Genomic DNA, 16,680 nt, shown 5'->3' on the forward strand with positions numbered 1-16,680 from the left:
GCCGCGCGCAGCCGCTCATCTCTTCACTATCTTGGCTGGAATGCCCACCGCAACCGCGCCCGAAGGCACGTCCTTGGTGACCACCGCATTGGCACCGATCACGGCATGATCGCCGATCGTCACCGCGCCCAATATCTTCGCGCCCGCGCCAAAGTCCACATGCCCGCCGATCGTCGCCACGCCGCCATGCCCGGTTCCGATGGTCACCTGCTGCAGGATCAGGCAATTCGGGCCGATGATCGCACCGGGATTGATGACGATGCCGTTGGGATGCGGAATCATCAGGCCGCCGCCGATCATCGAATTGATCGGAATATCCGCCCCCGTCACCGCAGACCAGAAGCGATGCCGCAGCACAGCGGCCTTTCGACACAGCGCGGCGATCGGACCTTTGATGCCAGCCCAATATTGATAGGACCGGATGCTGGCGAGCAAGGACCGCGGCGGATGCCATTGGAGCGCGCTTTTGGCTTCACGGCTCCAATCGGCCTCAATCGCGGAAATTGGCGCAACCACATCCGCAGCGCCGCCCGCCACTATCGCGTCCCATTGTTGATCATGCTCACCACCATTGCGCGGCACGCGCCGTAAAGCCGGCGCGTTCCTCGATCGCAAGGCCGGCGTTCAGCACGCCCTGTTCGTCCAGCGCCTTGCCAATGATCTGCAGGCCGAGGGGAAGCCCCTGCCCGTCCAGGCCGCCCGGCACCGACATGGCGGGCAATCCCGCCAGCGAGGCGGGCACGGTGAAGACGTCGTTCAGATACATCGCCAGCGGATCGGCCTGCTTCTCGCCCAGCGCGAACGCGGCTGACGGCGCGGTCGGTGCGAGCAATATGTCGCAGCTTTCCCAGGCCTTGTCGAAATCCTGCGAGATCAGCGTGCGAACCTTCTGCGCCTGGGTATAATAGGCATCGTAAAAGCCCGCCGAGAGCACATAGGTGCCGATCATGATCCGGCGCTTCACTTCGGGGCCGAACCCCGCGGCGCGCGTGGCGGCATACATATCCTGCAAACCAGCGCCTTCGGGCAGATCGCGCAGGCCGTATCGAACACCGTCATAGCGCGCGAGGTTGGACGAGGCTTCGGCCGGCGCGATGATGTAATAGGCCGGCAGCGCATATTTGGTGTGCGGCAGCGAAACCTCCACCACCACCGCGCCCGCATCCTTCAAAAACGCGATTCCCTGCTCCCACAAGGCATCGATCTCGGCGGGCATACCGTCCACGCGATATTCCTTTGGGATGCCGATCCGTTTGCCCTTCAAATTGCTCGACAATCCCGCATCCCAATCGGGCACGGGCAATTCGAGCGACGTCGAGTCCTTCGCGTCAAACCCGGCCATTGCCCCCAGCATGATCGCGCAATCCCTCACGTCGCGCGCCATTGGCCCCGCCTGATCGAGCGAACTGGCGAAGGCGACCGTGCCCCAGCGCGAGCAGCGCCCGTAGGTGGGCTTGATGCCGGAAATGCCGACGAAGGCCGCGGGCTGGCGGATCGAGCCGCCGGTATCCGTGCCCGTCGCCGCAGGGCAAAGCCGCGCCGCGATCGCCGAGGCGCTGCCGCCCGAAGAGCCGCCGGGCGCGAGCGGTGCATTGCTGCCATCCTTGCGCCGCCAGGGTGAAATCACATTGCCAAAGGCGCTGGTCTCGTTGGAGGATCCCATGGCAAACTGGTCGAGATTGAGCTTGCCCAGCATCCCGGCGCCCGCCGCCCAGAGATTGGCGGAAACCGTGGATTCATAGGTCGGCACGAAATTGCCGAGAATGTGGCTTGCCGCCGTGGTCGTCACGCCCTCGGTGCAGAACAGATCCTTCATGCCGATCGGCACGCCCGACATGGATTTGAGATCGCCCGAAACGCGCGCCGCGTCCGCCGCATCGGCGGCTTTCAAAGCATGATCGGGGGTTTCGACGAGGAAGGCGTTCAGCGCCTTCGCGCTCGCCACACGGTCGATAAAACCCTGCGCCACTTCGCGCGCGGAAAAGCTGCCATCGCGGACGCCGTCGCGGATCGCCGCAATGCCAAGATCGGTGAGTTCGGTGCTGCTCATGCCTTCCATCCCTTACGTGTCATTCCCGCGAAAGCGCGAATCCCGCTTTTCCGTGAAGCATCCAAAGGAAGAAGAAGCGGAATTCCCGCTTTCGCGAGGATGGCAGAAGAAAAATCACGCATCATTCGATCACCTTCGGCACTGCGAAAAAGCCATGTTCGGCCCGCGGTGCATTTGCCAAGACCTTGTCGCGCACATTGCCATCGGTGACGACATCGTCGCGCAGGCGCAGCGTATTGGGGATGACAGCGGTCATCGGCTGAACCTGGCTGGTATCCACCTCGCCCAATTGCTCGATCCAGCCCAGAATATTGTTGAGTTCGGGCACCATCGCCTCGGCATCGGCATCGCTCATTGCGATCCGGGCCAGGCTGGCGATCTTCTTTACGGTTGCGGTATCGACTGACATGTTTTTTCCGATTGCTGGGATCGGCGCGCGATCCGCGCTGCGGCTAGCATCCGCGCCGCATCGCATCAAGCATGGCTATTCGAAAACCTCGCCGGCGGGCTTGCCGCCGATGAATATCTGCCGCCGCTGAACGGTGCGCACTTCGACATCGCCCTTCTCGATCGCAGCCGAAACCGCATTCGCCCAGACCTTGCGCGCTTCCGCATCAAGGCCAAGTCGGTCCGTGGTCCATTCGGCGCCGATCAGCGTGAGCTTTACGACCTTGGGATCACAATTCTCGCTCATCTGGGACACTCTTGCGATGGACTTCGCCCCGTCGCCCGGCACGGTTTCGGCCCGGATGCTCTCCGGATCGCAATTGCGGCGCACGGTGATCGCTTCGTTTTTCGCTGCATCGAACATGACGACGCAGGCGCCGCTAGCGTCGCACACCTCCCAATCGACCAGCTTGCGCCGCAACGCATCGGGCAGAATGGCGCCCGCCGGCACGATTTTCAGCCGCTGATCCAGCGAATCAACAGCCCGTGCCTCGCGCTGCCGAGCCTCCATATCCCAACGGTCACTGGCCTTGAGCGAATTCGCCGCCGCCAGCCGGATTGCGGCATTGCCGCTTTTGGCGAGCCTCTCCGCCGCGGCCTTGCCGGGATCGCCAAATTGAAAGCGCAACGCCGCCCAGTCGAATTTTTCCGGACTGACCTGCCCGCTTTCAAGCCGCGCCACCTGATCACGGGTCGAGATCGCGTTGAAGCTCGTAATCGGCAACGCCAGAAAGAGCGCAAGCCCGCACAGCCCGAAGCCAAGCCCCAGATTGAGCCGCCGCGCCGCGGGTGCCCAGGCGGTGCGTCGGCGCAACACAGCGATCAGATAGGCCGCGCCATAGGCCAGCGCGACCGTCACGAAAACAACCGCCCAAAGCCGCTCCGGCGTAAATCCATATTGCGCGATGCGCGATCCGGTGGAGATGGCGGCAATGATCGCGAGCGGCAGCATCGCGATCGCCAGTCCCAGCGCGCCCCAGCGCAACGGCGGGAATCGCGATTCCTCGTCGTCGCTGCGCCCGATCACTGCATTGGCGAGGATCAGAGCGCCGACCACACACGACAGCAGGATCGGCGTGGTCGATCGGGTCGCCTCCCAGAGCGCGGAAAGCCCGGTAAAGGGCAGGCTCAGCAGGAACAGGATCAATCCCGCCGCCAGCACCGGTGCCAGCACGCCGAGCACCGCGACCACCACGTTGAGCAGCAACCGCACTATCCGATCCCGCTCGCGGAAGACGCCTACTGCCGCGGCCAGAGACGCGCCGATCAGCGTCATGATGAACCATTGCTCGTTCAGTGCGTCGCTGAGCAGCTTGATCTTGATCAGCGAAAACAGCGCGGCGAGCAGGAACGCCAGCAGGAAGACGATCCCGACGAAGACCCAGGATGCGAACCACATGACGACATTGGTCCAGGCATGGCCATGCACCTCGACATAAGCGAAGCGCCGCGCCCCGGCATCCCGCGCGGTCTGGAACAGCGGTGCGGCAATGGCGACCGCCAGCAATCCGCTCAGCGCGCGCCAGTTTTCCGCCGTGCGCCAGTCATCGGGCGCGCCATTCCAGTAGAAAATGAGCGCGATTACTACCGCAGCGACGCCGGAAAATGTCAGCGACCATGTCCAGCGGGCGCGTTCCAGCGTAAACGCCACCAATATCGCGAGCGACCCGATCAGCGCGGCGAAGGCGATATCCAGCGCTGATGTGGTGTGGCCGAAACTGTTCTCGCCCAGAATAAAATGGATCGACAGCCCTGCTGCCGCGCCGATGGCCGCAAGGACCCAGGGCCGCTGTGGCCAGGCGGGCTCGTCATTATGCGCGTCGGCCATGATGATCCTCCCCCCGATACGGATTGGGCTATAGCAGAGCGCCTGCAAAAAGAAGCAGCGATTGCATCGTGCGCGCCTCAAGCTATGGCAAAGAGGCTTGCAGCGCTGCGATTTTCATGCTGCACTGCACAATGGAGAGTTTGATTGGCCCGCAAGTTCCTCTATCTGATTGCGATATTGATCATGCTCGCGCTCGCCGGCACCTTCGCTTACCGCCTGTTTGCGCCGCAATTGATGCGCTTGGCGATGGTGCCCAGCGCTGGCTTCAAAGCGCTGCCCGAAACCGCGGCCAATGCTTATGCCAGCCCCATGCTGTGGCTGGCTCACCCTGGCAAGGCGACCGACAATCCTGCGCTATGGACCCCAGAGGGTTATAAAGCCGCCGCCGCGCCGGAGGCGGCGATCTTCTTTATCCACCCGACATCTTTCCTCGATCGATCCGCCTGGAATGCCCCGCTGGACAATAAGGAAGCCAATGATCGTGCGGCGCTCTTCATCCGGGGGCAGGCGAGCGCGTTCAACGAAGCCGGCGCGATCTGGGCACCGCGCTACCGGCAGGCGACCTTTGGCGCTTTCCTCACGACCAAGGCTGACGCGCAAAAGGCGCTTGATCTGGCCTATCGCGATATCGCCGTGGCCTTCGCGCAATTCCTGACGGAGGTTGGCCGCACCAGACCCATCATTCTTGCCGGACACAGCCAGGGTGCGCTGCACCTGACCCGGCTGCTCCGCGAAGAAATAGCCGGGACACCTTTGGCCAAGCGGATCGTGGCGGCTTATATCGTCGGCTGGCCGGTCTCGCGCACCACCGATCTGCCCGGCATGGGGTTGCCTGAATGCAGCGCCGCCGATCAATCCGGCTGCATCCTCGGCTGGCAAAGCTTTGCCGAACCCGCCGCACCCGAATTGATCCTGGACACCTATAACGCCAGCATTGGTTTCGACGGCAAACCCCGCGCCGGAACGCCGATGATCTGCACCAATCCGATCTCCGGCCTGCGGGGCGGCAGCGCACCCGCGAGCGCCAATCTGGGCACGCTCGTTCCTTCTACCGATCTCAAAAGCGCGAAGATCGAAAGGGCCGCTGTGCCGGCGCGCTGCGAGGATCGCGGAATCTTGCTGATCGGCACTCCGCCCGCGCTTGGCCCTTATGTGCTGCCCGGCAATAATTATCACGTTTATGACTACAGCCTGTTCTGGGCCAATATTCGCGCGGATGCAGCGCGGCGACTGGCAGCGTTCAAGGCACAGAATTAAGCTGTCATCCTCGCGAAGGCGGGGATCCCGCTTCTTCTTTATGCCGACGCGAAGGAAGAAGCGCGATTCCCGCATTCGCGGGAATGACGAGAGAGAATCCAAACGCTAAGGCCGGTCCATGATCACGCCCGACGCCGCCGCATTCCGTGAAGTCCTGCCCGATGGCGGACGCCTGATCGGGCTCGATCTGGGCACCAAGACGATCGGCACCGCTTTGTGCGACGCTGGCTGGAGCTTCGCCAGTCCGGCAGGCACGATCAAGCGCACCAAATTCACGCAGGACAAGGCCGCGCTGGTCGCGCAGATCAAGGCGCAGCAGGTCGCCGGCATCGTGCTCGGCCTGCCGATCAATCTGGATGGCAGCGAATCGCCGCGCAGCCAGTCCACCCGCGCCTTTGCCCGCAATATCGACGATCTCGGCCTGCCGATCCTGCTATGGGACGAGCGCTGGTCCACCCTCGCGGTCGAGCGGTTCATGATCGAAGCCGATCTCAGCCGTGCCAAGCGCGCCGAGCGCGTGGATACGCTGGCCGCGGCGCACATCCTTCAGGCCGCGATCGACGCGCTGGTTCACTGATGGTCTCGGCGGCGGCGGCGGCACTGTTGCTGGCCAATCTGTGGGCCTTTGCACTGTTCGGGATCGACAAGGCCCGCGCGCGAAACAAGCAACGGCGCATTTCCGAAGCCACGCTGCTCCAAGTCGCTTTTATCGGCATCTTCGGTGCGTATGCGGGCCGCAGCCATTTCCGGCACAAAACCCGCAAGCAGGGTTTCTCGACACGCCTTCATCTGATCGCGATGGTCCAGTTCGGCATGGCAACGGGGCTGGCCTGGGCTTGGTTCAGCCAGCGCTAAAGGCCGGTGACCACCACCGCATCCTTGAACGGCATCGCCATCACCATGGTCCCTTGGGCATCATGCACTTCGATTCTGCAGAGCAGACATAACCGCCCACCCTCGATCTCACCCGCCATGATATTGCGCGCCAGACGAAGCGCCTCGACCTGCGCGGCGGAATCGTCCAGCAACTCTTGCCCCTCCACATCGGGCGTAATCGTTCCGCACTCATGAAGGTGGAAGAAATAGCGTGGCATATGATGCCCATAGCCAAGCCCGAACCTGACGCCTAGATCGAATTTGATCCGCAGCGAGCTTGTTTTAATTCAAGATCTAGTCGCTCTGATGAAAGCGTTTCCCGGTTACCGGTTGAACTCCGGCGCGGCTCGCTTTATGCGCGGCTTTCAATGTCATCGTCACGCACTTCCCCGTCCACCGGCCTCACCGGTGCGGCGCAATTTCCGCACAGGCATCTGACCGGCATTTCCGGTCTCCAGCCCCATGAAATCGCATTTCTGCTCGACGAAGCCGAGCAATGGGTGGATCTCAACCGCTCCGCCTCCAAGCATGACGACCGATTGGCTGGCCTCACGCAGATCAACGCATTTTTCGAAAACAGCACCCGCACCCTGCTGTCGTTCGAGATCGCCGGAAAACGGCTGGGCGCTGACGTTGTCAACATGCACGCCGCGCAATCCAGCGTGAAAAAGGGCGAGACGCTGATCGACACCGCAGTGACGCTGAACGCCATGCGCGCCGACATCATCGTGATTCGCCATTCCAGTTCGGGCGCGGTGCAGTTAATCGCTGACAAGGTGGATTGCCCGGTGTTGAATGCCGGCGATGGCTGGCACGAACATCCCACCCAGGCATTGCTAGACGCGCTCACGATCCGACGCCGTTTCGGCACGATCGCCGGCCTCAAGGTCGCGATCTGCGGCGATGTGCTCCACAGCCGCGTCGCGCGCTCCAATATCCTGGCGCTGACGGCGCTCGCCGCAGAAGTCCGCGTGATCGCGCCGCCGACGCTGACGCCGACCGCCATCGAGCGCATGGGCGTCACGCCCTACACCGATTTCAACCAAGGCATTGCCGGCGTCGATGTGGTCATGATGCTCAGGCTGCAGAATGAGCGTATGAATGGCGGCTTCATCCCCTCCCCCCGCGAATATCATGCGCTTTACGGGCTCACCCCCGAGCGGCTGGAAAAGGCCGCACCCCATGCGCTCGTCATGCACCCTGGCCCGATGAACCGCGGCGTCGAAATCGATTCGAGCGTGGCGGATGATCCCAAGCGCTCAGCCATCACCGAGCAGGTCGAAATGGGCGTCGCCGTCCGCATGGCCTGTCTGGATGTGCTTACCAGACGCCGGCGCGGCGTGGAGGGCTGGGCATGAGCTTTCGCGCGATCATCAATGCCGAAATCGTCTCCGGCCTGTCTGCGCCTTATCGCGGCGATATCCTCGTCAACGAAGGCACGGTCCAGCAGATCGGCGCGATCGATATTCCCGCCGACGCCGAAATCCTCGATGCAAAGGGCAAACTTGTCGCGCCCGGGATCATCGATCTGGGCGTGTTCGCGATCGACAAGCCGGCCTTTCGCGCGGGCGGAATCACCCGCGCCGCGCTGATGCCCGATCAATCGCTTCCGCTGGACGATCCCGGCCTGATCCAGCGCGCCGCGGCTTCCGGCAAGCCGGAAATATGGGTTCACCCCATGGCCGCCGCCACGCGCGGCCTGAAGGGTTTGGAAATCGCTGAATTCGCGCTGATGCAGATGGACGGCGCGGTGGCGGTATCCACCGGACGCGGATGGATTGCCGATTCGGGTGTGATGCAGCGCGTGCTGGCTTATGCAGCGCCGCTCGGTCTCACCGTGATCGCCCATGCCGAAGATGACGGACTGACCCGGGGTGCCGTCGCCACAGCCGGCGAAACCGCGACCCGGCTCGGCCTGCCTCATGCGCCCGCCATCGCCGAAGCCATGGCGATCAGCCGCGACGTCTATCTCGCCGAACTCACCGGCGCGTCGATCCATTTCCGGCAGGTGACAACGGCGGCGGGTTTCGCCGCCATCCGGGCCGCCAAGGCGCGCGGCGTCAAGGTCTCTTGCGGCATCACGCCCGCGCATCTCAATCTGTCCGACATCGCCATGTCCGATTTCCGCACGTTCGCGCATCTTTCGCCCCCCTTGCGCGACGAAAGCGATCGTCAGGCGGCGCTCGAAGCGATTGCGGATGGCACGATCGACGTACTGTGCTCGGGCCATGATCCGCGCGGCCCCGAAGACAAACGCCTGCCCTTTGCCGATGCCGCGCCGGGCATGGCGGGCGCGGAGACGCTGCTCGCATTGTCCCTCGGCCTCGTGCGCGATGATCTGATCGATTATGCCCGGCTGTTCGCTTTGCTCGCGGCCAATCCGGCGACGATCCTTGGGATAGATGCGGGCGTCCTCGCGGTCGGTATGCCGGCCGATCTCATCATTCTCGATCCCGGCGCGCCCTGGAAGATCGACACCGCCCGGCTCGCGGCGCGCGCGGGCAACACCCCGTTTGACGGTCTGCCCGTGCAGGGCAAGGTGTTGCATATGATGAAGGGCGGCCAGCTCATAAGCTGACCGCCCTTAATCGGCACTCTCTCCAATGCCTGTTTATCAGCGTGCAGCGATCCTGACGCCGCTTATACGCTGCGCCCACAATGCGGGCGTCTCATCGGTGGCGGCGCGCACGAAACATGTGCCGCCCTTGGCTTTCACCGCAGCACAGACCCGAGCCGCATCCTGCCGCGTGGCGAAGCCGCCGACGGCAGCACGGTGCAGCGTGGCATTGCCAGCGCGATAGGTGGTGCCGTTCGCGGTGTTACTCGACAGGCCGAAGCGGCCAACAGCGCCCTTCCAGGCGGCTTCCGCACGCGCCTCGGTCGAAAAGGCACCAAGCTGGACAACAAACTGGCCGGCAGTGGCGCGTGGCGCGCGCGCTGCATATTGTGGCTTGATCGGCGTGCTGACATAGCGGGCCGGCAAAGGCTGCAACACCTCACGGCGCGGCGCGAACAGCACTTGCTGAAGATTGGTCGTCCGGGCCATTTCACTCACAGGCGCAGGCTCCGCAGCGGCGTAAGTCACTGGAACGGCTGTTTCCACCGGGGCCTGGGGTTCAACGGCGGCCATTTCCACGGCGGGTTCAGCCACGGGCGCTGCCTCCGCAATCTGCGCAGACGGCGCGGTGTTCAACGCCAGGCGCTGTGGTTGCCCGGCATCGCGCACGGGATTGACCCCGAGCAATGATGCCACCTGCTCCCAGCTATTGCGCGGATTGGCGAAGCCGGCCCACATCAGCATACGGCGATCGAGTTGATCGGCCGGAACATCCTGCGCCGCGATGGCGCGTGCCTGACGCCATTGCCCGGCCAGCGCATGAGACAGCGCCAGATTCTGACGGACCTTGGCCGAAGCGCCCTGTTCGCGCGCCGCTGCATCCAGCAATGTGATCGCCGCTTGCGTATCCCCCGCCAGCGCCAGCGCCAGGCCGTGATCGGCCGGCGCGACGGGCACCCGCGAAGCATTGAGCGTTTCCAGCCCCTTTTCCGGTTCACCCAGCGCGATCTGCACCAAGGCCAGGCTCAGCGTCGCGCGACCGTCTTCGGGATTGAGCGTCAACGCATCCTTGAACGTGGTTTCAGCGGAAAAAAGCCGACCGCCCTGAAGATAGGATTGCGCGAGCAGCGCGCGATAGGCCGCATTGCCGGGCTCGGCCTCGACCGCCTGTTCGGCCGCGGCAATCGCCTTCACGCTATCCTTGGCTTTCAGCGCCTTTTGCGCCTTGGCCGCAGCATCCACCGCGCTCTTCTCCATCTTGCTGGTGTCATTGGCGGATGCGAACCCGCTGATGATCCCCATCGGATTCGGCGTCACCAGCGTTCCGCCCAATACCAGGGCCGATGCGGCAAGTTTGAAAACGGTCGTGGATTTCATCGGACTACCCCCTAAAGACACAGACATGCAGATCAGACGCCCGCCGGAACCTTGCGGACAAGTTCGTCGATCTCGGGAAAACTGCTCAGATAATTATCCAGCGCCTCGGTCACGATGGCTTGCGCGGAATCGCGCGTGATCGCGCAGGCCAGGCGCAGTTTGAGATGCCGCTCCGGATCCATTCGCAGCGTAAACGCCGCCTTGGTCTTGCGACCTTTGGCGGCCTTTTTGGCGCGGGCGATTGCAACGGTCGGCAATGGGCGCGGCGCAGCCGGCAGGGCTTTTGCGACCTGAGCCTTGGCCTTGGGATGAATTTCCTGCCCGGGCATTGTCGTCGGTGCTTCGAACGCTTCGAATTCCGTAACGGGATGCGGCAGATCCATATCCTGTGGCGCGCCGAATTCTGCCTCCAGGATTTCACGCTGCCGCATGACCTCTGGCACCTCCGGCACGAAGCCGTTCAGATGTTCATCGGCATGGATATGGAGCGGACGGGGAATTTCATGCCCCATGTCGTTCCAGCCGAGATCTTCATGGCCACCCATTGGATTGGGAAAGCCGGCAAAGCCCTGGGGCCGCATGGCGGGGCGGGCCTGGCCCTTGCGGGCCAGCAGGCTGGATGAGAGAGATGCGAGGGGCTTTGCTTCAGCCATAGTGATTCTCCCTGCTTTACTGACCGACGACGCGACGGCCGAAGCCGCCCATCGGACGCTGGGACGCCATCGCCATGCTGCCGCTCGCCGAGGGCGCGCTGAAGACGGTGCGACGGAAATTCTTTTCGAGACGATCCGAGATGTAGGACCAAAGCTCGCGGACTTCATTGGCCGACCGGCTCTTGGGATCGCATTCCATCACCGTGCGGCCATCAATCATCGAGGCAGCGAAATCGGTGCGATGATGCAGCGTGACAGGGGCCACAGTGCCATGCTGGGAAAGCGCCACCGCGGCTTCATAGGTGATCTTGGCCTTGGGCGTCGCGCCATTGACCACGAACAACAGGGGCTTGCCGGCGCGATCGCACAGATCGACCGTGGCACCCACGGCGCGCAGATCATGCGGGCTGGGGCGCGTGGGGATCACGATGAGTTCGGCCACCGCGATCACGCTCTGGATCGCCATGGTGATCGCAGGCGGCGTATCGAGCACCGCCAGCTTGAAGCCCTGTTGCCGCAGCATTTCCAGATCGGAGGCAAGCCGCGCAACCGTGGTCTGCGCAAAGGCGGGCAATTCCGCATCGCGCTCATTCCACCAATCCGCCAGAGACCCCTGCGGATCGATATCGATCAGCACCACCGGCCCTGCCCCGGCAAGCTGCGCCTGAACGGCCAGATGGCCGGACAAGGTCGTCTTGCCGGACCCTCCCTTTTGCGATGCCAAAGCCAAAACGCGCATAGTGTCCCCTCGGTTCGAAACCCGTCTCGTTCGGGCAATCGCATGTCGGGGCTAAAATCTGGTTAACAGCCGGCGCGAAACGGATGTGACTGTCCCGTTTCCAAACAGCCTGAATTTTCTGCTAATCCTCATTTAACGAACATGCTCTAACCGGCTGGAATGGCGGGATGTCGAGTCCCGGTTGCGGAAGGCGATGCGATGAGGCGGGCGGCAATGGAACTGGGAGCGGCTTTCACGCTGGGGCTGGCATTTCTGCCGCTTACCGCATCTGCCGATGTGGAGAGCGGGATCGCGGCGTGGGAGCGCGGCGAATATGAAGCCGCGGTCAGGCAATGGCGTCCGCTGGCGCAGAAAGGCGATGCCGACGCCCAGTTCAATCTGGCGCAGGCCTACCGCCTAGGCCGCGGCGTTCCCGCCGATGTCAAACAGGCCGAAGGCTGGTATGCCCGCGCGGCAACTCAGGGCCACCCCGACGCCGAAGACTATTATGGCCTGTCGCTGTTCGAGAGCGGAAAGCGCGCCGCGGCCATGCCCTGGATCCAGAAATCAGCAGCCCGCGGCGATCCGCGTGCGCAATATGTATTGGGTACGGCGCATTTCAACGGGGATTATGTCTCCAAGGATTGGGTGCGCGCCTATGCGCTGACCACCCGGTCCGCCGCCAGCGGCTATCCCAAGGCGGCGCCTGCACTGCGCGAAATGGACCGGTTCATTCCGCTGCGGCAGCGCGAGGACGGGATTGCGATGGCGCGCGCCATCGAAACCCGTGCCATGCGGCCGCAGATCATGGCGACTGTCGATCAGCCTATCAAACCCGCGGCGATCCCGCCTTCGCAGCCGTCCATCGGCGCGCCCTATCCCGAACCTGGAAGCCCATCGACCTCGTTGCCTGCCAAAGCCCTGCCCAAGCCGGTCCCCACAATCCCGGCCAAGCCGATCCCGGCAATACAGCCTGCGACCGGTGGAAAATGGCGCATCCAGCTCGGTGCATTCGGCAATCCGGACAATGCGACCGCGCTCTGGTCGTCGCTCGAACGCAATGTCGATGGCCTGAAAGCACTGCAGCCCTATCTGGTGAAAAGCACGGACGGAAAGATCACCCGGCTTCAGGCCGGTCCGTTTGCGAAGCAAGGTGATGCGGAAAAGCAATGCGGACTGATCAAAAGCGCCGCACAAAATTGCCTGATCGTAAAGCCTAGCCCGTAACCCAATGCTTGCGCGCGATGCCCTGCGCATAAAGCAAGGTCGTGAGATCCCCATGCACGATCCGCGCATCCGCCGCTGCCGCCGCTTTCTCCTTGGCATGATAGGCGATGCCGAGCCCGGCGGCCTGCAGCATTGGAATATCATTCGCCCCGTCGCCCACGGCCAGCGCACGATCGGCGGTCTGGCCACGCACATTCAACGCTTTCTCCAGCGCCTCGCGCTTGGCTTCCGCGCCCACGATCGGGCGGCGGACGGTGCCCGCCAGCGCCGCGCCGTCAATCTCCAATATGTTAGACAGCGCATCATCAAAGCCGATCTCCCCGGCCACGGGATCCGCGAAATGCGTGAAGCCGCCTGAAACGAGCAAGGTATACGCCCCCCGCGCCTTCATGGTGCGAACCAATGTCTTGGCACCGGGCATCAGCGTGACCCGCTCGTTGAGGCAGGTCTCCAGCGTGCGCACGTCGAGCCCTTTCAGCAGCGCCACCCGCCCATCCAGCGCCGCCTCGAAATCCAGCTCGCCCCGCATCGCGCGCTCGGTCACGCCCGAAATTTCTGCGCGCAACCCCGCATAACCGGCGAGTTCGTCGATGCACTCCACCGTGATCATCGTCGAATCCATGTCGGAGATCAGAAGTTGCTTTTCACGGCCCTCAAGCGGCTGGACGATCACGTCCACGCCGGCGATCGCGCCTTCGAGCACGGCGCGCGCATCCTCGGGCGAAGACGCGAACAGCACGTCGCAGGCAGTGTCCGCATCGAGCCATACAGCCTCGCCCGGCGCGCATCCCGCAGCCGCCAGTCGCGCTTGCGCGTCAGCAATGTCGCCGGACGACAACCCGTCCGCTATCAGCGTGGCAATGAACAAGACTCGAACCCCTCATCCCAGGAAGGTGGCGCTCATCGCAGGGCCGACCGCCAGCGGCAAGTCGGCATTGGCAGTCCGCCTCGGGCAAACCATGCCTTCGGTGGTGATCAATGCCGATTCCATGCAGGTTTATGCCGATCTGCATATCCTGTCCGCCCGGCCCGGCAAGGCGGAGATGGGTGGAGTCCCCCATGCACTATTCGGCCATATCGACGGTGCCGATGCCTGTTCCGCCGCGCGCTGGGCCGCCGAAGCGCGTAACGAGATCGCCAAGGCACACGCGGCGGGGCTGCTGCCGATCCTGTGCGGCGGCACCGGCCTGTATCTCCGCACATTGCTCGATGGCATCGCGCCTGTGCCCGATATCGACCCTGTCATTCGCGCCGCGGCCCGCGCGCTCCCCGTGCTGGAGGCGCACCAAGCGCTGACCCGGGAAGATCCCGCAGCGGCCGAAAAACTCTCTCCCAATGACACCACCCGCGTCGCCCGCGCGCTCGAAACCATTCGCTCCACCGGCAAGCCGCTGGCGACGTGGCAAGCGGACAGGATTGGCGGGATTGCGGACGCCATCGATCTTGTCCCGCTCATCCTGCTGCCGCCACGCGATTGGCTGTTCGAACGGATCGAACGCCGCTTTGCGCAGATGGTGGATCAGGGTGCCGAAAATGAGGTAAGAACCCTGCTCGCGCGCCATCTCGATCCGGCGCTGCCGGCGATGCGCGCGATCGGCGTTCCGGAAATCGCAGCCTTTTTGAAGGGCGATCTCTCGCGCGCTGCGATGATCGAACGCGGCATGATCGCCACGCGCCAATATGGCAAACGGCAATATACCTGGTTTTCACGACAGACCCCTTCGGACTGGAATTGCCGCAAAACGCAACTCAGTGATTCAAATCTGGATGAATTAGCAATAATATTACGCGATACGGTGTTGACAGGTTAGTTTGTTATCTTTAGCGAGCCATCCTTGCCTTTGGGGTGCTGCGGCGCAACAAGGGCCGCGTTTTTTTGGAGGAAGTGTGATGACTGCGGAAAAGTCCGGTGCGGACATATTGGTCGAGGCGCTCACCGATCTGGGCGTCGAGATCGTGTTCGGCTATCCCGGCGGCGCGGTGCTCCCCATTTATGACGCGATCTTCAAACAGACGCGCATCAAGCACATCCTCGTGCGCCACGAACAGGCAGCGACCCATGCGGCGGAGGGCTATGCCAGGTCCACGGGAAAGCCCGGCGTCGTGCTCGTCACCTCCGGCCCCGGTGCCACCAATGCGGTCACCGGGATTACCGATGCCCTTATGGATTCGATCCCGATGGTCGTCATCACCGGGCAGGTCGCGACGCATCTGATCGGCACCGACGCTTTTCAGGAAGCCGACACCATCGGCATCACGCGTCACTGCACCAAGCATAATTATCTGGTGAAGTCGCCCGACCGCTTGGGCGATGTTATCCATGAAGCCTTTCATATCGCCACATCGGGCCGCCCCGGCCCGGTCGTGATCGATATCCCCAAGGATGTTCAGGTCGCGACGGCCAAATATCGCAAGCCCGGCGCGATCCAGCACAAGACCTATCGTCCGCAGGTGAAAGCCGATCAGTCGCTGATCGAATCCGCGGTCGAGATGCTGGCCGCCGCCGAACGCCCTGTGTTCTACACCGGCGGCGGCGTGATCAATGCCGGCCCCGCTGCGTCGCAGATCCTGCGCGAGCTGGCGCGGATCACGGGCGCGCCGGTTACGTCGACACTGATGGGACTCGGCGCCTTTCCCGCCTCGTCCGATCAGTGGCTGGGTATGCTGGGGATGCACGGCACTTACGAAGCCAATTATGCGATGAACAAAGCCGATCTGATCATCGCGCTCGGCAGTCGCTTCGACGATCGCGTCACCGGTCGGCTCGACGCCTTTGCGCCACATGCCAAGAAGATCCACATCGATATCGATCGCTCGTCGATCAATAAGACCGTGCGGGTCGATCTGCCGATCATTGCCGATGTTGGTCGCGCGATGGAGGATATGGTGCGAGTCTGGAAAGGCCGCCAGCATCAGAAGAACGACCTGTCCGCCTGGTGGAAGCAGATCGAGGAATGGCGCGCCAAGAAGTCGCTTTATTTCCCGGCTTCGACCAAGGAAATCATGCCGCAACAGGCGATCAAGAGCCTGTGGGAAGCCACCAAGCACCGCAATCCGATCATCACCACCGAGGTCGGCCAGCATCAGATGTGGGCCGCCCAGCATTTCAATTTCGAAAGCCCCAACAAATGGCTGACCTCGGGCGGTCTCGGCACGATGGGCTATGGCCTGCCCGCTGCAATCGGCGCGCAGCTCGGCAATCCCAATGCGCTGGTGATCGATATCGCGGGTGAAGCCTCGATCCAAATGAACATCCAGGAACTGGCCACGGCCTCGCAATATCGTCTGCCGGTGAAGCTGTTCATCCTGAACAATGAATATATGGGCATGGTCCGCCAGTGGCAGGAACTGACCTATTCAAGCCGCTATTCCGAAAGCTATTCCGAAAGCCTGCCCGATTTCGTCAAGCTGGCCGAAGCCTATGGCTGGACCGGGCTGCGCGTGGAGGATCCCGCCGATCTCGATGCCTGCATCCAGTCGATGATCAACACCGATGGCCCGGTATTGGTTGATTGCCGCGTGGCTAAGCTCGCCAATTGCTTCCCGATGATCCCCTCGGGCGCAGCGCACACCGATATGATGCTTCATTCAGATAATGTATCTGGCGAAATGGACGACGAAGCCAAGGCGCTGGTGTGATGAAGATCGGTGCTTTTATCGAATGCAAGCTGTGGCTTCGCCCAGCACAAA

At 63.0% G+C, this 16,680-nt stretch carries 17 protein-coding genes; 8 read left to right on the forward strand and 9 right to left on the reverse strand.

Features of this window, described 5'->3' with window-relative positions; genetic code table 11:
- Window positions 1–15: 15 nt before the first annotated feature.
- From FHS49_RS19920 to FHS49_RS17265, 4 genes are all read right to left on the reverse strand, one after another.
- Entirely contained in the window at window positions 16–582 is a 567-nt protein-coding gene (locus FHS49_RS19920; RefSeq protein ID WP_343053015.1) for a serine O-acetyltransferase, read from the reverse strand.
- Window positions 563–2,050, reverse strand: coding sequence for an Asp-tRNA(Asn)/Glu-tRNA(Gln) amidotransferase subunit GatA (gene gatA / locus FHS49_RS17255; protein ID WP_184020981.1), 1,488 nt, complete (start codon window positions 2,048–2,050; stop codon window positions 563–565). Before gatA ends, FHS49_RS19920 begins: the two co-directional genes overlap by 20 nt.
- 121 nt (window positions 2,051–2,171) lie before the next feature.
- Complete coding sequence (gene gatC / locus FHS49_RS17260; protein ID WP_184020983.1) at window positions 2,172–2,459, reverse strand: Asp-tRNA(Asn)/Glu-tRNA(Gln) amidotransferase subunit GatC; 288 nt, start codon at window positions 2,457–2,459, stop codon at window positions 2,172–2,174.
- A gap of 75 nt (window positions 2,460–2,534) precedes the next feature.
- On the reverse strand, window positions 2,535–4,325 hold the full coding sequence (locus FHS49_RS17265) for a DUF4153 domain-containing protein (RefSeq protein WP_184020985.1): 1,791 nt from the start codon (window positions 4,323–4,325) through the stop codon (window positions 2,535–2,537).
- Window positions 4,326–4,469: 144 nt separating this feature from the next.
- Here FHS49_RS17265 and FHS49_RS17270 point away from each other — a divergent pair, with 144 nt between their 5' ends.
- The 3 genes from FHS49_RS17270 to FHS49_RS17280 all read left to right on the forward strand — a co-directional run bounded on the left by FHS49_RS17270 (window position 4,470) and on the right by FHS49_RS17280 (window position 6,437).
- On the forward strand, window positions 4,470–5,582 hold the full coding sequence (locus FHS49_RS17270) for a DUF3089 domain-containing protein (protein ID WP_184020988.1): 1,113 nt from the start codon (window positions 4,470–4,472) through the stop codon (window positions 5,580–5,582).
- Between the two features lie 118 nt (window positions 5,583–5,700).
- Entirely contained in the window at window positions 5,701–6,159 is a 459-nt protein-coding gene (ruvX, locus tag FHS49_RS17275; protein WP_184020991.1) for a Holliday junction resolvase RuvX, read from the forward strand.
- Complete coding sequence (locus tag FHS49_RS17280) at window positions 6,159–6,437, forward strand: DUF1294 domain-containing protein (protein WP_184020994.1); 279 nt, start codon at window positions 6,159–6,161, stop codon at window positions 6,435–6,437. Before ruvX ends, FHS49_RS17280 begins: the two co-directional genes overlap by 1 nt.
- Here the strand turns inward: FHS49_RS17280 and FHS49_RS17285 are convergent.
- Window positions 6,434–6,676, reverse strand: a complete 243-nt coding sequence (locus FHS49_RS17285; protein WP_184020997.1) for a DUF6894 family protein — start codon at window positions 6,674–6,676, stop codon at window positions 6,434–6,436. The genes FHS49_RS17280 and FHS49_RS17285 overlap by 4 nt on opposite strands.
- 150 nt (window positions 6,677–6,826) lie before the next feature.
- Between FHS49_RS17285 and FHS49_RS17290 the strand changes: the two genes are divergently transcribed.
- Window positions 6,827–7,816 (forward strand): aspartate carbamoyltransferase catalytic subunit, encoded by a 990-nt coding sequence (locus FHS49_RS17290; RefSeq protein ID WP_184021000.1) that lies wholly within the window; start codon window positions 6,827–6,829, stop codon window positions 7,814–7,816.
- Entirely contained in the window at window positions 7,813–9,036 is a 1,224-nt protein-coding gene (locus FHS49_RS17295) for a dihydroorotase (protein ID WP_184021012.1), read from the forward strand. Before FHS49_RS17290 ends, FHS49_RS17295 begins: the two co-directional genes overlap by 4 nt.
- A 36-nt stretch (window positions 9,037–9,072) precedes the next feature.
- On the opposite strand, the gene FHS49_RS17300 is transcribed toward FHS49_RS17295, so the two are convergent.
- From FHS49_RS17300 to FHS49_RS17310, 3 genes are read right to left on the reverse strand one after another with little or no spacing between them, the layout of a single operon-like run.
- Window positions 9,073–10,392, reverse strand: a complete 1,320-nt coding sequence (locus tag FHS49_RS17300; RefSeq protein ID WP_184021014.1) for an SPOR domain-containing protein — start codon at window positions 10,390–10,392, stop codon at window positions 9,073–9,075.
- Between the two features lie 32 nt (window positions 10,393–10,424).
- The gene (locus FHS49_RS17305; protein WP_184021016.1) at window positions 10,425–11,045 is read right to left on the reverse strand and encodes a hypothetical protein; all 621 of its coding nucleotides are present in this window, start codon (window positions 11,043–11,045) and stop codon (window positions 10,425–10,427) included.
- 16 nt (window positions 11,046–11,061) lie between these two features.
- Window positions 11,062–11,784 (reverse strand): ParA family protein, encoded by a 723-nt coding sequence (locus FHS49_RS17310; protein ID WP_184021018.1) that lies wholly within the window; start codon window positions 11,782–11,784, stop codon window positions 11,062–11,064.
- A gap of 198 nt (window positions 11,785–11,982) precedes the next feature.
- Between FHS49_RS17310 and FHS49_RS17315 the strand changes: the two genes are divergently transcribed.
- A complete protein-coding gene (locus FHS49_RS17315) occupies window positions 11,983–12,990 on the forward strand; it encodes an SPOR domain-containing protein (protein ID WP_246350897.1) in 1,008 nt (335 codons plus the stop codon).
- On the opposite strand, the gene serB is transcribed toward FHS49_RS17315, so the two are convergent.
- Complete coding sequence (gene serB, locus FHS49_RS17320) at window positions 12,980–13,858, reverse strand: phosphoserine phosphatase SerB (RefSeq protein ID WP_184021021.1); 879 nt, start codon at window positions 13,856–13,858, stop codon at window positions 12,980–12,982. The two genes, FHS49_RS17315 and serB, sit on opposite strands and share 11 nt — an antisense overlap.
- Between serB and miaA the strand changes: the two genes are divergently transcribed.
- Entirely contained in the window at window positions 13,851–14,801 is a 951-nt protein-coding gene (gene miaA, locus FHS49_RS17325) for a tRNA (adenosine(37)-N6)-dimethylallyltransferase MiaA (protein ID WP_184021024.1), read from the forward strand. The genes serB and miaA overlap by 8 nt on opposite strands.
- Before the next feature lie 79 nt (window positions 14,802–14,880).
- Window positions 14,881–16,629: an acetolactate synthase 3 large subunit gene (locus tag FHS49_RS17330; RefSeq protein ID WP_184021027.1), complete on the forward strand. Its 1,749-nt coding sequence runs from the start codon at window positions 14,881–14,883 to the stop codon at window positions 16,627–16,629.
- Window positions 16,630–16,680 lie beyond the last annotated feature (51 nt).

Source organism: Sphingobium boeckii (genome assembly GCF_014199215.1).
Lineage (GTDB): Bacteria > Pseudomonadota > Alphaproteobacteria > Sphingomonadales > Sphingomonadaceae > Sphingobium_A > Sphingobium_A boeckii.